The sequence below is a fragment of the Candidatus Nitrotoga fabula genome (assembly GCF_905221025.1).
GTDB classification, from domain to species: Bacteria; Pseudomonadota; Gammaproteobacteria; order Burkholderiales; family Gallionellaceae; genus Nitrotoga; species Nitrotoga fabula.
This window is the reverse complement of the sequence record NZ_CAJNBL010000044.1, coordinates 36,570-50,791: the sequence shown is the minus strand read 5'-3', so window position 1 is coordinate 50,791 and position 14,222 is coordinate 36,570. Positions and strand designations below refer to the sequence as shown.

13 protein-coding genes are annotated in these 14,222 nt (G+C 52.1%); 12 read left to right on the top strand and 1 reads right to left on the bottom strand.

Annotated features, from left to right (window positions below; all coding sequences use genetic code 11):
- Window positions 1-2,562, bottom strand: coding sequence for a cation-translocating P-type ATPase (locus tag KJA68_RS10310; RefSeq protein WP_213036854.1), 2,562 nt, complete (start codon window positions 2,560-2,562; stop codon window positions 1-3).
- A 381-nt stretch (window positions 2,563-2,943) separates the two neighbouring features.
- Here KJA68_RS10310 and KJA68_RS10305 point away from each other — a divergent pair, with 381 nt between their 5' ends.
- The 12 genes from KJA68_RS10305 (at window position 2,944) to KJA68_RS10250 (ending at window position 14,214) form a co-directional block, all read left to right on the top strand.
- On the top strand, window positions 2,944-3,492 hold the full coding sequence (locus KJA68_RS10305) for a DUF2062 domain-containing protein (RefSeq protein ID WP_213036853.1): 549 nt from the start codon (window positions 2,944-2,946) through the stop codon (window positions 3,490-3,492).
- A 100-nt stretch (window positions 3,493-3,592) separates the two neighbouring features.
- The gene (locus KJA68_RS10300) at window positions 3,593-5,062 is read left to right on the top strand and encodes a protein adenylyltransferase SelO (protein ID WP_213036852.1); all 1,470 of its coding nucleotides are present in this window, start codon (window positions 3,593-3,595) and stop codon (window positions 5,060-5,062) included.
- 177 nt (window positions 5,063-5,239) lie between these two features.
- On the top strand, window positions 5,240-6,586 hold the full coding sequence (gene folC, locus KJA68_RS10295) for a bifunctional tetrahydrofolate synthase/dihydrofolate synthase (protein WP_213036851.1): 1,347 nt from the start codon (window positions 5,240-5,242) through the stop codon (window positions 6,584-6,586).
- 1 nt (window position 6,587) lies between these two features.
- On the top strand, window positions 6,588-7,208 hold the full coding sequence (locus KJA68_RS10290; RefSeq protein WP_213036850.1) for an SPOR domain-containing protein: 621 nt from the start codon (window positions 6,588-6,590) through the stop codon (window positions 7,206-7,208).
- A gap of 2 nt (window positions 7,209-7,210) precedes the next feature.
- Window positions 7,211-7,723 carry a CvpA family protein gene (locus tag KJA68_RS10285; protein ID WP_213036849.1) on the top strand — a complete coding sequence of 171 codons (513 nt, stop codon included), beginning with the start codon at window positions 7,211-7,213 and terminating at the stop codon, window positions 7,721-7,723.
- 3 nt (window positions 7,724-7,726) lie between these two features.
- Window positions 7,727-9,244, top strand: coding sequence for an amidophosphoribosyltransferase (gene purF, locus KJA68_RS10280; protein ID WP_213036848.1), 1,518 nt, complete (start codon window positions 7,727-7,729; stop codon window positions 9,242-9,244).
- Between the two features lie 190 nt (window positions 9,245-9,434).
- Window positions 9,435-9,872: a 50S ribosomal protein L13 gene (gene rplM / locus KJA68_RS10275; RefSeq protein WP_213036847.1), complete on the top strand. Its 438-nt coding sequence runs from the start codon at window positions 9,435-9,437 to the stop codon at window positions 9,870-9,872.
- 2 nt (window positions 9,873-9,874) lie between these two features.
- Complete coding sequence (gene rpsI, locus KJA68_RS10270; RefSeq protein ID WP_213036846.1) at window positions 9,875-10,267, top strand: 30S ribosomal protein S9; 393 nt, start codon at window positions 9,875-9,877, stop codon at window positions 10,265-10,267.
- Window positions 10,268-10,375: 108 nt separating this feature from the next.
- Window positions 10,376-11,404, top strand: a complete 1,029-nt coding sequence (gene argC / locus KJA68_RS10265) for an N-acetyl-gamma-glutamyl-phosphate reductase (protein WP_213036942.1) — start codon at window positions 10,376-10,378, stop codon at window positions 11,402-11,404.
- 176 nt (window positions 11,405-11,580) lie between these two features.
- Window positions 11,581-12,501, top strand: a complete 921-nt coding sequence (locus tag KJA68_RS10260) for a branched-chain amino acid transaminase (protein WP_213036845.1) — start codon at window positions 11,581-11,583, stop codon at window positions 12,499-12,501.
- Between the two features lie 10 nt (window positions 12,502-12,511).
- Window positions 12,512-12,712 (top strand): zinc-finger domain-containing protein, encoded by a 201-nt coding sequence (locus KJA68_RS10255; RefSeq protein WP_213036844.1) that lies wholly within the window; start codon window positions 12,512-12,514, stop codon window positions 12,710-12,712.
- A 125-nt stretch (window positions 12,713-12,837) separates the two neighbouring features.
- Window positions 12,838-14,214 (top strand): phosphomannomutase/phosphoglucomutase, encoded by a 1,377-nt coding sequence (locus tag KJA68_RS10250; protein WP_213036843.1) that lies wholly within the window; start codon window positions 12,838-12,840, stop codon window positions 14,212-14,214.
- Window positions 14,215-14,222 lie beyond the last annotated feature (8 nt).

Genomic DNA, 14,222 nt, shown 5'->3' with positions numbered 1-14,222 from the left:
TCAGGGGTGTTTAAAAAGTTTGAACAATTCGAACCAGAATGCGCTGCACAATCCGGCAGCACAACATAATCCCACCTGGATCGGCGTGATAGGGGAAAAATGAAATATTTCGCGTAAAAAAGAAACATGCAGGGCTAGCAGCAGGAAGGCGAGCGCGCCACCTGTTACCCACCACAATGCAGAATTGGGGCGTCTGAGCGAACTGAAAAAATCGAGCTGCCATGAACGGTTTACCAGGATGAGTCCAAGATTTCCGGTGACCAGCGTGGAAAAAGTCAGGGCGCGTGCTTCTCCTTCCGTTGCACCATGCATCAGCGCATAGCCGAGCACGGCCAGTGCGGCAAGCAGAAGCATTGTGCCCTGAAGCAGGCTGAGCAGTGCGATTCGTTTTCCAAATAATGGTTCTTGCGGGCTGCGTGGAGGGCGTCGCATGATATCGCTTTCTGCGGGTTCTGCTTCGAAGGCGATGGAGCAGGCCGGGTTGATGATCATTTCCAGAAATACAATATGGACTGGCGCGAATACTGCAGGCCAGCCCAGTAGTACAGGGATCAGTGACAGGCCGGCTATCGGGATGTGTACCGCAAATATATAAGCCATGGCTTTGCGCAGGTTGTCGAAAATGCCGCGCCCGATACGCATGGCGCGTACGATGGAAGTAAAATCGTCATCCAGCAAGACCAGTGAGGCTGCTTCGCGGGCAACATCGGTGCCTCGTCCGCCCATAGCGATGCCGATATGTGCCGTTTTTAGTGCAGGTGCATCGTTTACTCCGTCCCCGGTCATTGCCACTATTTCGCCATTATCCTTGAGCGCGTTCACCAGTCGCAGTTTTTGCTCGGGTACCATGCGCGCAAAAATATTGCTGTCGCCGATGCGCTTGCGTAAGGTTTCGTCATCCATCTGGTCCAGTTCCGTGCCGGTAATGAGGTGGTCATGCCTGCCCGGCAGGTTGATCTGCCGGGCGATTGCAGCGGCTGTGGCCGGATAGTCGCCGGTAATCATGATGATGCGTATGCCCGCGTTGGTGCATTCTTCGATTGCTGCGGGAACGGTCGGTCGGATGGGATCGGCCAGCCCGATCAGGCCGACAAATTCGAAGTCGAAATCATGCTGGATGTCCGGCCATTCCTGGCCATGATAGCTGGCTTTGGCCACCCCCAGAACACGCATGCCTTGTCTGGCGAGCAGGTTTACCTGGGCCGAAATCTCGGATAACTGTTGCGCATCCAGGTGGCAAAGGCTGGCGATGGCCTCGGGCGCTCCTTTGGTTGCTACTATGTATTCTGCGCGGTCATCTGCCTGCCACACGTGCGAAAGTGCAAGCAGTTCCGGGGTCAGGGAGTATGCATGCAGCAGTTTCCAGTTGCGATGCAGATGTTCAGTGCTGGAAAGGTAGGTTTCTCCAAGCTTGTGGATGGCTTTTTCCATTGGGTCAAAGGGATCGGCCTTGCTTGCCAGGATGCTGAATTCCAGCAACTCATGGAAGAGCTCGGGAAGAGGTTCTTCATCTGCCGTTACAGAGAAGGATGCGTTCCCGGCAGTTAGTTGCTGCACCGTCATCTGGTTGAGTGTAAGTGTGCCGGTCTTGTCGGTACACAGCACAGTGATTGAGCCTAGCGCTTCCACCGTGGGTATGCGGCGGGTCAGCACCCGGTGACGGGAAATTCGCCATGCCCCCATTGCAGTGAATACGATTAGCACCAGGGGGTATTCTTCCGGTAGCATCGTCATTGCCAGGGTGATGCCAACCAGCAATCCTTGCAGCCAGTAATCATGAATGAGACCATAGATCATTACCAGTGTCAGGCTGAGCAGGATGCCGCCAGTGGCGAGATTGCGCACCAGCCTGTTGATTTCTTTCTGCAAGGGGGTGTTATCACTTTCCATCTCATGCAGCGACTTGCCGATTTTGCCAAGTTCGGTGCGGGATCCGGTAGCCAGGACAAGAGCGGTGCCTTGGCCTTGTACTACCAGTGTGCCTGAGTAGATAAACGGCGAGCCTTCACCTCCGGGCGGGAGCATTTTGCCGACGCCAGGCTGGCCGGTTTTGCGTACCGGTACTGATTCACCGGTTAGCATGGATTCATTCGTGGCAAAATCATGGCATGAAATCAGCGCAGCATCTGCCGGTATCCGGTCTCCTTCATTCAGAATCAGGATGTCGCCGCGCACCACATCCTGTCCGGCTATGCGTTGCGCGGTTCCTTCGCGCATGACCAGTGCACGTGGACTGCTGATGTCGCGTAAAGCTTCCAGGACTCGTTCCGTCTTGCGTTCCTGGAAAATAGTGATTCCCATCACTATGCATACAAAAAATAGCAGCATCAGCGCATCGCTGACGTCTCCCAGCAGCAGGTAAATCACCCCGGCAACCAGCAAAAGCAGGAACATGGGTTCGCGTATTACACCCAGTGCAATTGCCGTGATGCTGCGTCCCCGGGTTGAGGGCAACTCGTTCTTTCCTTCGGCTTGTAGCCGTTTCCATGCCTCGGCCTGTGTCAGCCCATGCATTTCGGTCAGGAAAGGTAGATTGGTATTTGCGTGGGCTGATTTTTCCATTTCTTTTCCGGTTCCAGAAGAAAAAATGCGGCATGATGCTGCCGTTAGTTAAACACAATCTTAAAACGGATGTTACGGGCTACATACCCCGGGGATCTGAGGAGGTATAAGCGCCTGGTTATTCTGGGAATGTCATTGTACGCAATTGTTATTGCCCGCAATGCCTCCATGCAAGATTCACTGCAAAACCGTGAGGGGAGCCGGCCTTGGATTTACGGCGCTCGGTTTTTCTGCAACTGGTCCGGACATAAAGAGTAGAAATGGCAATTCTCGCCGGGATAGGCACTTGGTCCTCTGGTTTTACGAATGACACTGGCATAATCATTAAAATCAGGTAATCTATGATTCTGGATTTGTCTTTGGATGTTTTCCCGTTAAACAATGCCCGTGCCAAGAAAATACTTCAGGAAATTTCTGCCTAGTCATGAAACAATCAAACAGAGTCGCTGGACTGGCTGGCTGGGTGGCCGGTTCCATCACCCCAACATTTGGCATCTTAACCGTCATTCCGTGTCAGGCGGGGTAGCCATTGGACTGTTAACAGGGCTGATTCCAGGCCCGGTTCAAATAATCGGAGGTACGTTGCTGGCCGTGTTATTTCGTGTGAATTTGCCGGTAACGGTAGTGACCACGCTGTACACCAATCCATTTACGATCGTACCCCTGTATGCGCTGGCCTATGAAATTGGTGCATGGATTACCGGGCACAATAATGGTCTGTCGGACGCTAATTTTTCCCTGCCGGAAATGACTTGGACGAACTGGCTTACGGTTATGGTGGACTGGTTCGTATCCCTAGGCAAGCCGCTTGCAGTTGGCCTGCCTGTCATGGCAATCAGTTTCTCCATCGCGGGTTATTTTGCCGTGCGCATATTATGGTATTGGCTGGTGGTTTGGGAGTGGCGCAAGCGTGCATCCCGGCGGAAGTAGTGATTCTCATAGTGCACACAGGGACGTTGTTGGCTGGTTTAATTGCCCTGCCTGGCTTTTTCTGACCGGATTGACCGTTTACATATATTAAGGCACTGCAATGAAGAAACTGGATCAGTTGAATTTTGATAATACCTTTTGCCGTTTGCCGGATATTTTTTACAGGCGGCAGAATCCTACGCCGTTACCCGGGTCTTATTTGGTCAGTTTTAATGAAAGTGCAGCAAAATTGATTGACCTGGATGCAGCGGAAGCGAAGCGTGCGGATTTTTCTGAATATTTCATTGGAAATCGTTTGTTGCCTGGTAGCGAGCCAATGTCAATGCTCTATGCGGGTCATCAGTTTGGCTATTTTGTCCCGCAGCTCGGGGATGGACGTGCAATTTTGCTGGGCGAAATAAAAAACCGTGCGGGCGAATATTGGGACCTTCAGTTGAAAGGTGCCGGAATCACACCGTTTTCGCGCGATGGGGATGGCCGTGCGGTACTGCGTTCCAGCATTCGTGAATATCTCTGTTCGGAAGCAATGCATGCCCTGGGTATCCCTACTTCCCGTGCATTATGCATCGTTGGCAGCGACGAGCAGGTGTACCGCGAAACAATAGAAAGTGCTGCCGTGGTTACCCGGCTTTCTCCTTCCCATGTGCGATTTGGCTCATTCGAGGTGTTTGCCTACAGGGGGCAGCATGAGCCGATTGCCATTCTTGCAGACTATATTATAGAAAAGCATTTTCCTGATATTGGCAATTCGCCGGATAAATATCTGCGATTCCTGAATGAAGTGATCGTCCGGACAGCGAGGCTGATGGCCAAGTGGCAGGCGGTTGGTTTCTCGCATGGAGTAATGAATACGGACAACATGTCGGTTCTTGGTTTGACGATTGATTATGGCCCGTTCGGTTTCATGGAAACATACGATCCTGAGTTTGTCTGCAATCATTCTGATCATGGCGGGCGGTATGCGTTTGACCGTCAACCGCAGGTTGGACTGTGGAATCTGGCCTGCCTGGCGCAGGCACTGACGCCTATCATACCGGTGGAACAAGCGCAGGAAGCACTGGAAAATTATGAGCCGGAATTTTTCCGTCACTATAATGAATTGATGGGAAAAAAACTGGGGTTTACTCGTCCCGCTCAGGAGGATGCTTCACTTGTTAACCGGTTGCTGGAAATGATGCGCGCAAGCAAGTTGGATTACACCAATCTGTTTCGCAGTCTGGGTTTGTTCAGAACTGGTCCGGATGAAAAAAATACTGTGCTTCGCGACCAGTTCCTGGATCGCTCCGCATTTGATGCCTGGGCAGATGCATACCGCTCTCGCCTGCAAAGTGAGCCGGAGATTGATGAGGAGCGTAAGGTGTGCATGGATAGAGTAAATCCAAAATATATCCTGCGTAATTCTATGGCGCAAACCGCGATTATTCTGGCACAGCAGGAGGGTGATTTTTCCGAGGTTGACCGGTTGCTGGCATTGCTTGGTCAACCTTTCGATGAGCAGCCGGAGATGGAGGAATACGCTGCTCCGGCTCCTGACTGGGCGCGGAATGTGGTAGTAAGTTGCTCATCCTGATATGCATGCATGGTATTTTTGACTGGCAGGATTGCATTTTGTAACGCTCACAATGCAAGGTGAGGAACGCTCTTCTTGAATGGAGTGTCAAATTGCTGCATGAATGTCTCCGGCGTTTGTAAGTAAGAAGGAAATCTATGCGCCTTGTTCACGATAAAAGATTAATGATGGGTTGTTATGGCGGATAGCAAGCGAACATTGGAAGACTGGCTTGCTCATATTGAAACCGGGCATCCAAAAGTCATCGAGCTGGGTTTGGAACGTGTTGCAGTAGTCAAACAGCGGCTCGGGCTGAATCCGGAATTTCCTGTGGTGATCGTAGGCGGTACCAATGGCAAGGGATCAGTGTGTGCAATGCTCGAGCATATTTTGCATATGGCGGGCTATCGTGTTGGCTGTTATACCTCGCCGCATCTGCTGCATTACAATGAACGTGTCCGCATTGGTTTAAGACAGGCCAGCGACGTCATGCTATGCGACGCATTTGCGCGGGTAGAGCAGGCGTGTGTCCCCCCGTCTTTGCAAGAACTGGATTTGGAAAAACAGGGAAGAGGTGGGGCAACAGCAGTTTCGCTGACCTATTTTGAATATGGCACGCTAGCTGCGATGCAGTGCTTCATGGATCAGGGAGTAGAGGTGGCCATCCTGGAGGTCGGCCTGGGCGGACGACTGGATGCGGTTAATGTATTTGACCCGGATTGCGCGGTGGTGACCAGCATAGACCTGGATCATATGGAATTTCTGGGAGATACCCGTGAACAGATTGCGTTCGAGAAGGCAGGAATTTTCCGTTCGGGGAAAGTGGCAGTGTTTGGCGATACGGATGTGCCGCATGCAGTACGTGCGCAGGCCCGGGCTGTCGGTGCGGAGCTGTGGTGTCTTGGCGAGCAGTATCGTTTTTCTGAAGCAGATCGGCAATGGAATTTCCAGGGAGTAAGCAATGTCCGTAATGCCTTGCCCTATCCTGCATTGCGTGGGGCATTCCAGTTACATAATGCCAGCGCCGCTTTGGCAGTGCTGGATGGGCTCAGGGAAAAACTGCCGGTCAGCATGGCTGCAATCCGGCGCGGTTTGGCCGAGGTGACACTTCCTGGCCGGTTTCAGGTACTACCCGGCAAGCCGCCGTGGATTCTGGATGTGGCGCATAATCCTCAGGCGGCTCGTGCGCTGTCACGGAATCTGGCGGCCATGCCGCCTTGCCGCAAGACATTTGCAGTGTTTGCCATGCTAAAGGATAAAGATATGGCAGGCGTGGTGCGTGCGCTGAATGGGCAGGTCGACGTCTGGATGGTTGCCGGCATCGCGGCTCAGCGTGGCGCAACGGCGTTGGAACTGGCCCGGGAGTTGCGTGCCGCAGGGGCAGACGGCGCAGTGCGTACCTTTGCTACGATAAATGATGCGTTGCTCTGTACCTGCAATGAGGTTGATGAAAATGATAGAATTATAATATTTGGTTCATTCTATACGGTGGCGGAAGCGATGCGTGCGCAGTCTGCGCTGCGATTGGACGGCGCGGAGATATGAGATGGAAAAACAACCAACGGATGAAGAACTTAGCCTGAGACGTCAGGCAAGGCGCCGCTTGATCGGTGCAATCGCTTTTTTTATCGCTATCGTGGTACTGCTACCGATGCTGCTGGATAGTGAACCGAAGTTGATGGGCCCGCAGGATATCGAGCTGCGCATTCCAGACAAGGAGAAAGCAGGGGAATTGATGCCCGGGGTGAATGGGGCTTTGCCATCCGGAACGGGTGCCGTGGTTTCTGCGCCAATGGTTGACCCGGTTGCGTCTGAACCTGTCCAGACTGACGCCGCTGCTCCGGAGACAGCTGCATCGCAGGGGGTGGAAAGTGCAATGACTGTGGCTAAGCCTGTAATCCGACCATCTACCGGTATGCAGGGTGAGAAAAAACAACCAGTGCCATCTCCTGGCTACGTGGTCCAGGCTGGGGCTTTCTCCAATGCCGAAACGGCATATCAATGGCAGAAAAAATTAAGCAAGCAGAATATCAGAGCTTACACTGAGAGGGCTGGAGACAAGACCCGTGTGCGGGCGGGTCCGTATGCAACCCGCGAAGAGGCAGAAAATATATACCACAGGCTGCAGACACTGGGACTGGAACCGAAAATCAGCTCGGCTTACTAGGTATGAACTGGGTTGATTATGCTGTAATAACGATTGTTGTCTGGTCGGTGCTGATGGGTTGCTGGCGCGGTTTTGTCCATGAGGTGCTGTCGTTGCTTGCCTGGGTGGCGGCCTATATGGTGGCAAGCTGGCAGGCTACGCACTTCGCTGCATTCATGCCGTCAGAACTGCAAATGGAAGCGGTCAGGGTTGCCTTCGCTTTTGTTTTGTTGTTTATCGCAACCCTTGTGGTTAGTGGAGTCGTAGTATGGCTTGTTTCAAGATTCGTCAGGTGGACGGGGCTTGGATGGGTGGACGCTTTGTTTGGCGGAGTGTTTGGCATGTTGCGTGGCATGTTGCTGGTGTTGGTGCTGGTGTTGCTGGCGGGGTTGACGGATATGCCGAAAAAATCTTTTTGGCGTGAAGCTATGCTTACTGAGTCGCTGGAAAGCATGGCTCTGGCCAGCTTGGTCTGGTTGCCCGATAATATGGCGCGCCATGTGAGTTTCGGACTGCACAATGAAAATCAGGAATAATTTATGTGTGGCATCTTAGGTCTTGTTGCACGGTCGCCGGTCAATCAGATTCTTTATGACGGCTTGTTAGTGTTGCAGCATCGTGGGCAGGATGCTGCAGGTATTGCCACGATGGAAGGAAATACCTTTCATTTGCATAAAGGCAATGGCCTGGTGCGTGATGTTTTCCGGACCCGTAACATGCGCGCGTTGCGAGGCAATGCCGGCATAGCGCATGTGCGCTATCCGACGGCAGGCTCTGCCATAGACCATAATGAAGCGCAGCCATTCTATGTCAACTCCCCTTATGGCATTGTGCTGGGACATAACGGTAATCTGACCAATACCGAGCAGTTGCAGCAGGAGCTGTTCCTGGAGGACAGGCGTCACGTCAACACCAAATCGGATTCGGAGGTGTTGCTGAATGTTCTGGCGCATGAACTGCAGGTGAATTCCACCATGCGCTATCGACTGGAAACCCGGAATATTTTTGATGCGGTATCGGGTGTTCATCGGCGCTGCAGTGGAGGGTATGCAATCACGGCGATGATTGCGGGTTATGGTTTGCTTGCTTTCCGTGATGTGTATGGCATTCGTCCGCTGGTTTTGGGTAGCAATCAGACGGAACAGGGAACGGAATATCTGGTTGCCTCGGAAAGTGTGGCGCTGGACACGCTTGGTTTTCGGTTTCTGCGTGACATTGCTCCCGGAGAAGCAGTCTTTATTGATTTCGACGGAAAACTTCACTCCCGCCAATGTGCGGATCATCCCACGCTGAATCCGTGCATTTTCGAGTATGTCTATCTGGCTCGTCCGGATTCGGTGATCGATGGGGTTTCGGTATATGAGACCCGTCTGAATATGGGTGAAAACCTGGCCGACAAAATTACCCGTGAATGGGATGCTCATGATATAGATGTTGTGATCCCCATTCCGGATTCCAGTCGTCCGAGTGCGTTGCAGTTGGCAAACCGATTGGGAATCCCTTTTCGCGAAGGGTTTGTGAAGAACCGGTATATAGGGCGCACCTTCATCATGCCGGGCCAGGCAATGCGAAAAAAATCGGTGCGTCAGAAATTAAATGCGATCAGCGTGGAATTTAAGGATAAGAATGTGCTGCTGGTGGATGATTCCATTGTGCGCGGCACGACCAGCCGCGAAATAGTTCAGATGGCAAGGGATGCCGGGGCGCGCAAAGTATACTTTGCTTCTGCGGCTCCTCCGGTACGTTTCCCGAACGTGTATGGCATAGACATGCCAAGTCGCAAGGAGCTGATTGCTACCGGTCGCAGTGATGAAGAGATTTGCCGGGAAATCGGTGCGGACAGGCTGGTTTATCAGGATATCCATGATCTTAAGGCGGCTGTGCGCAGGATCAACCCTGCTATTCAGAGTTTCGAGGCTGCATGTTTTGATGGCGAATATATTACCGGGGATGTTACCGTAGAGTATCTTGATGCCATCGAAGCCGCGCGTGAGAAGGGCAAGGTCAGTGTTGATGAGGATGCAGGCCAGTCTGATGCTGACTTGTCATCCGGCTAGTAAAATCTGGCCAAACGGAGCGAACTGATCGTCATCGTGCCTTGGGAATGCTGGAGCAGTAGAGATGCCAGTGAACCGGGATGGATTCAATGTGGTTACCCTGGAGGAATCCGATTGACAAGGATTGCTTCTGTGACATAAAATTCACGCCCTTTAGAAGTTAATCAAATTTTTTGTTCTAGGAAGTGCCATGAAAACATTTTCTGCTAAGCCACATGAAGTCCAGCATGACTGGTATCTGGTAGATGCTGCCGACAAAGTCCTTGGACGTCTGGCGAGCCAGATTGCGGCCCGCCTGCGTGGCAAGCACAAGGCGATATACACCCCCCACGTTGATACAGGCGATTTTGTCGTCGTGGTTAATGCGGAAAAACTAGTTGTAACCGGTAATAAAGCAAAAGACAAGCTCTATCACCGTCACACTGGCTACCCTGGCGGGATATACACTACCAATTTTACAAAGCTGCAGGAGCGCCATCCAGACCGCGTGCTGCAGAAAGCAGTCAAGGGTATGCTGCCAAAGGGCCCTCTGGGCTATGCCATGCTGCGCAAGCTGAAAATTTACGCAGGTGCGTCCCATCCGCATGCGGCACAGCAGCCTAAACCAATCGATTTATTGAAAGCTTAATCATGGGCGCAAATTATAATTATGGTACTGGTCGTCGTAAAAGTGCGGTCGCACGCGTATTTATTAAACCAGGCAAGGGCGATATTACGGTAAACGACAAGCCGGTTGATATATTTTTCTCCAGGGAAACGGGTCGCATGGTAGTGCGCCAGCCATTGGAACTGACGGATACATTAACCAGGTTTGACATCATGGTAAATGTCTGCGGAGGAGGCGAGTCCGGGCAGGCTGGTGCAGTACGCCATGGCATCACTCGTGCATTGATTGATTATGATGCGACCTTGAAGCCTTTGTTGAGCAAGGCGGGTTTTGTTACCCGCGATGCACGTGAAGTGGAACGTAAGAAAGTCGGTTTGCGCAAGGCGCGTCGCCGCAAGCAGTTCTCCAAGCGTTAGGAACATTGGGAGTACTTGGAAAAGCCGCCTACGGGCGGCTTTTTATTTTTACTGTATTATTTTGCAGAATGGCAGCAGGAAAACCTGAAAAATGTATGGGGGAAGGAAGTGATTAAAGTTGGTATTGTTGGAGGTACAGGATATACAGGAATCGAGTTGCTGCGGTTGCTCGCGCAGCACCCGCAGGTAGAATTGCATGCCATTACGTCGCGCGCGGATGCCGGAATGCCAGTTAGTCAGATGTTTCCGAGTCTGCGTGGTCAAGTGAATATCGCTTTTTCTCTTCCGGAAGAGGCCCGGCTGGATCAGTGTGACATCGTGTTCTTCGCCACGCCGAATGGCATTGCCATGCAGCATGCGCGTGGATTGCTGGATGCAGGGGTCAGGATCATAGATTTGGCAGCGGACTTTCGCATTCAGAATGTACAGGTATGGGAAAAATGGTATGGCATGAGCCATGCCTGTCCCGATTTGATTCCTGAAGCCGTATATGGTTTGCCAGAGATGAATCGTGAGAACATCAGGCAGGCACGGCTGGTGGCCAACCCGGGTTGCTATCCAACAGCGGTTCAGCTTGGCTTCCTCCCGCTGCTGGAAGAAGGGGTAATCGATTGCAGCAGTCTGATTGCCGACGCGAAATCCGGCGTATCCGGAGCGGGGCGCAAGGCCGAAGTGAATATTCTGTTCTCAGAGGCGGCGGACAATTTCAGGGCCTATGGCGTGCCGGGACATCGCCACTTGCCGGAAATTAGGCAGGGTCTTGCAAGCATGGCACGGCAGGAAGTTGGTCTGACTTTTGTGCCGCACTTGACGCCAATGATACGTGGTATTCATGCCACGCTGTATGCGCGCATTCATCAGGATACTGATCTGCAGGCGCTATATGAGAAGCGGTACGCCAATGAAGCATTTGTGGATGTGCTGCCTGCCGGCAGCCATCCGGAAACACGTACCGTGCGTGGAGGGAATTGCTGCCGTATCGCAGTCCATCGGCCGCAGCAGGGAAATACCGTGGTCGTATTGTCCATTATTGATAACCTGGTCAAAGGAGCGGCGGGGCAGGCGGTGCAGAATATGAACATTATGTTCGGTCTTCCAGAAAGCACGGCGCTGACCGGCATCCCCCTGTTGCCATAAAACAGTCAAAAGGCTTCTCACGAAGCCTCGGATTTGTACCATAGGGTAAAAATAGACAACCAGGAATCCAGCCTTTTTAATCGCGATGGTTCAATTTTAATCGTGGGATTGCTTCATAAAGAACGTGGAAAACGATAGAATCACAGACTTTGCAAAACACTTGAGGAAATGTAACCATGTCTATGGCGGACCGCGACGGCTTTATCTGGTATGACGGCAAACTTGTGCCCTGGCGGGATGCGACCGTGCATGTGTTGACTCATACACTGCACTACGGCATGGGAGTGTTCGAAGGGTTGCGTGCCTATAAGACTGCCCATGGGACAGCAATTTTCCGTTTGAAGGACCATACGGACCGGCTGTTCAATTCTGCCTATATTTTCAAGATGAAAATTCCATATGACAAAGAAACGCTGATGGAGGCACAGCGCGAAGTCGTGCGCGTAAATAATCTGGAATCCTGCTACATTCGTCCGATTGTATTCTATGGCTCTGAAGCCATGGGTATCGCCGCTACCGCCATTAGCACCCATGTTGCGGTTGCGGCATGGCCATGGGGTGCCTATCTGGGCGCGGAAGGGATGGAAAAAGGGATCCGGGTAAAAACCTCCAGCTTTACACGCCATCATGTAAACATCAATATGTGCCGTTCCAAATCGGTTGGCACGTACACCAATTCCATTCTGGCCCATCAGGAGGTGGCGCACGACGGATACGACGAAGCCCTGTTGCTGGATGTGGATGGATATGTGGCGGAAGGGGCGGGCGAGAATATCTTTATTGTGAAGAAAGGTAAGTTGTATACTCCTGATCTGACTTCCTGCCTCGAAGGAATTACCCGCGATTCCATTATTACAATGGCGGCAGACCTGGGGCTGGAGTTGATTGAAAAACGCATCACGCGCGACGAGGTGTATTGTGCGGATGAAGCTTTCTTCACGGGCACTGCGGCAGAAGTAACCCCGATCTGTGAACTGGATAACCGAACCATCGGAAGCGGGAGCCGGGGCCCAATTACCACACGTCTGCAGTCGCTGTTTTTTGATTGTGTCGGTGGAAAAAATTCGCAATATGCCGAGTGGCTGGCACACGTTTAAGGGTGAATATATGCAAACCGAGCATGCCAAGCTAAGTTATGTCGAAGTAACTGCAAAAGATCTGCCGCTTTATTGCCCTAGACCCAGTATGACTCTATGGAACGGGCATCCAAGGGTGGCAATTCCGGTTGACAAGACGGGTGAAGCACGTTGCCCATACTGCGGCACGATGTACAAATTTAAGGGTGAGTTACCCAAGGGCCACCATTAATCATGGTCATATGGGTTCCGGTAGATAAACCGACGCATCCAGCCTGGATGTTTCCAGGGTGATTGTATTTCGTGTCTTCTGATAGAGTCAGGTAGGCAATTCCGTCAAATTCGTGGAGAACTGCCATGCAAAACTTGCCCAGGGAAATTTTCAAGGCTTACGATATTCGCGGTATTGTTGGTAAAACGCTGACCGCAGAGCTGATTGAAACGATTGGACATGCCATTGGTTCGGAAGCCAGCGCGCGTGACCAGCATACTATTGTCATTGGTCGTGATGGAAGGCTTTCCGGCCTGGAATTCGCTGCTGCACTAGCGCGTGGAATCCGGAAGAGCGGGATGAACGTCATTGACGTTGGGCGCGTTGCAACGCCCATGGTGTATTTTGCTGCGTATCACCTGGAAACGCATTCTGCAGTCATGATTACAGGCAGCCATAATCCTCCGGATTATAACGGCTTGAAAATGGTACTGGCCGGAGAAACGCTTTCCGGCGACGCCATCCAGGCGTTGCGTACCCGTATTGAACAGAACAACCTCAGTCATGGTGCGGGCAGCTATTCGCAATTCGATATCCGTCCCGTGTATATCGATCGTATTGCATCCGATATCAAATTGGCGCGGCCCATGAAAATCACAGTGGATTGCGGCAATGGGGTGGCCGGGGATTTTGCTGCTGCTTTGTATCGCCGTCTGGGGTGTACCGTAACCGAGATGTTTTGTGAAGTGGATGGAAATTTTCCCAATCATCACCCCGATCCGTCACAGCCGGAAAATTTGCAGGATCTGATCCGCACGCTTGCCGGCAATGACAGCGAATTGGGTTTAGCCTTTGATGGTGATGGCGACCGTCTTGGCGTGGTAACGAAAGATGGCAGCATCATCTTCCCTGACAGACAGCTTATGCTGTTTGCCGCAGATGTTCTGGAGCGCAACCCTGGCGCAGAGATCATCTTCGATGTGAAATCCACACGCAAGCTGTTTGACTGGATTACGCAGCACGGAGGCAGACCGGTATTGTGGAAAACTGGTCACTCTTTCATCAAATCCAAGATGAAGGAATCGGGCGCGCTACTGGCAGGTGAAATGAGCGGTCATATATTTTTCAAGGAACGCTGGTATGGTTTTGATGATGGCCTCTATGCGGGGGCCCGCTTGCTCGAATACCTGAGCAGGCAGCCCGATGCAAATCGTGTGCTGCATGACTTGCCCAACTCAATCAACACGCCGGAATTGCAGATCAGACTGAAGGAAGGGGAGAACTATGCTCTTATTGCACGGTTGCAAAAGGATGCGAAATTTACCAACGTGCAGAACCTGATTACCATAGATGGGCTGCGTGTGGAATATGCCGATGGCTTTGGCCTGATGCGCTCCAGCAATACCACACCGGTGGTGGTGCTGCGGTTTGAAGCGGATAATGAGGAGGCGCTGGCCAGAATTCAGCACGACTTTCGCCGTGTCCTGCTGAATGCCGAGCCAGGGCTTCAACTGCCATTCTGAGTAAGGTG

What these genes read in the sequence shown, in the direction of transcription:
- KJA68_RS10255 (WP_213036844.1), top strand. Translation starts at nt 12,512, where the DNA reads ATGCAAACCGAGCATGCCAAGCTAAGTTATGTCGAAGTAACTGCAAAA.
- KJA68_RS10285 (WP_213036849.1), top strand. Translation starts at nt 7,211, where the DNA reads ATGAACTGGGTTGATTATGCTGTAATAACGATTGTTGTCTGGTCGGTG.
- KJA68_RS10250 (WP_213036843.1), top strand. Translation starts at nt 12,838, where the DNA reads ATGCAAAACTTGCCCAGGGAAATTTTCAAGGCTTACGATATTCGCGGT.
- purF (WP_213036848.1), top strand. Translation starts at nt 7,727, where the DNA reads ATGTGTGGCATCTTAGGTCTTGTTGCACGGTCGCCGGTCAATCAGATT.
- KJA68_RS10260 (WP_213036845.1), top strand. Translation starts at nt 11,581, where the DNA reads ATGTCTATGGCGGACCGCGACGGCTTTATCTGGTATGACGGCAAACTT.
- KJA68_RS10305 (WP_213036853.1), top strand. Translation starts at nt 2,944, where the DNA reads ATGCCCGTGCCAAGAAAATACTTCAGGAAATTTCTGCCTAGTCATGAA.
- folC (WP_213036851.1), top strand. Translation starts at nt 5,240, where the DNA reads ATGGCGGATAGCAAGCGAACATTGGAAGACTGGCTTGCTCATATTGAA.
- KJA68_RS10290 (WP_213036850.1), top strand. Translation starts at nt 6,588, where the DNA reads ATGGAAAAACAACCAACGGATGAAGAACTTAGCCTGAGACGTCAGGCA.
- KJA68_RS10310 (WP_213036854.1), bottom strand. Translation starts at nt 2,562, where the DNA reads ATGGAAAAATCAGCCCACGCAAATACCAATCTACCTTTCCTGACCGAA.
- rplM (WP_213036847.1), top strand. Translation starts at nt 9,435, where the DNA reads ATGAAAACATTTTCTGCTAAGCCACATGAAGTCCAGCATGACTGGTAT.
- rpsI (WP_213036846.1), top strand. Translation starts at nt 9,875, where the DNA reads ATGGGCGCAAATTATAATTATGGTACTGGTCGTCGTAAAAGTGCGGTC.
- KJA68_RS10300 (WP_213036852.1), top strand. Translation starts at nt 3,593, where the DNA reads ATGAAGAAACTGGATCAGTTGAATTTTGATAATACCTTTTGCCGTTTG.